Raw genomic sequence first — 1,265 nt, forward strand, 5'->3', positions numbered from 1 at the left:
TGTAGGAGCAACTGTCTTGACCGTTTTTTTGAAAATCATTTCAAGGGACGGTCAAGCTCCCACAGCTCTAGGCCATGCAATTTCTTAAGGAAACAACCGCAGCCACATTAGGCGACGTGTTCTTTCCATTCAGAACCGTCACGGATCATCGCGTTCAAGCGGATCAGCAAGACTCGCATGCAGGCGATGAGTGCCACTTTGGCGCATTTGCCTTTGTCGCGTAACGCCTTGTATCGGGCATTAAATTCTGGCTGATACCGAATTACGATCCAGCTGGCCATGTACAACGAGCGCCTCACAGCAAACCGTCCACCGCTGATGTGACGCTTACCTTTATGCTTGCCGCTGTCGTCGTTATAGGGGGCTACACCTGCTAATGCGGCGATCTCGTGCCTGCCCACCTCGCCCAACTCGGGGAGGTAGGACATTAGGCTGGCGGCCGTCACGAGCCCTATGCCTTTGACCGAGCACAGACGGGCCACTTTCTTGCTGTCCAGCTGTTCAGCACTTTGTCCCATCAGTTTTTCTATCGACTTTATGGCCTTGCGTAAGTAGTCGATATGGCTCTGCAATGCAGGTTTCACGATCTCAGAACAGGTCGTTTTCAGCCGCCGTTTGTCGTCATCTCTCTGCTGAACAAAATTTTCCCGCTGTTGTACCAATGCACGCAAGTTGTCCTGCTCGGCATTTGTGATTCGGCTTTCGGGAGATTGGATAACCGCTGCAAACTGCGCGAGAAGACGCGCATCTATCGGATCAGTTTTGGCATGCAGCCCCATGGCTCTAGCAAAGCTTTTGGCTCGGCAAGGGTTGACTCGCAGGACTTCGAAACCTGCCGCCTGGAGTGCTTTCATGGCTCTTCGCTCGTAGCCACCGGTCGCTTCCAGCAATGCACGATTGACTTGATGGCGCTTCAGCCACTCAACCATCCTTGAAAAGTCATTGATGTCATTGGGAAAAACCGCCCCCATCCCTTGTGGATCAAGTTCGATCTGCAGGGTGTCTTTAGAAACGTCGATGCCAGCACAGGTAAACATGGCCAAATCCTCTTACACTCAAGGTGAGAGCGCTCTGGCTGGGCCCACGCTTGTAACTGTTCGAGGTGGGCTCGTTCAACTGTTCGGGCTCAATAACCAGGGCGGAGGGGTGAGTGGCAGCATGAGCTCCTACACGTGCTTTAAGCACTGCCGGCATTCAGCTTGCCACTCACCGCTCTCACCACCAGTCTAATCCTGACGCCAGACACAAGCCGGCTTGCTGGCGAT

General features: G+C 53.5%; 1 protein-coding gene. It reads right to left on the reverse strand.

Annotated features, from left to right (window positions below):
* Positions 1–107: 107 nt before the first annotated feature.
* Positions 108–1,037: an IS110 family transposase gene (locus HX830_RS24340; RefSeq protein WP_177103118.1), complete on the reverse strand. Its 930-nt coding sequence runs from the start codon at positions 1,035–1,037 to the stop codon at positions 108–110.
* Between the last annotated feature and the right edge of the window lie 228 nt (positions 1,038–1,265).

The organism is Pseudomonas gingeri, from assembly GCF_013385425.1.
Lineage (GTDB): Bacteria > Pseudomonadota > Gammaproteobacteria > Pseudomonadales > Pseudomonadaceae > Aquipseudomonas > Aquipseudomonas gingeri_D.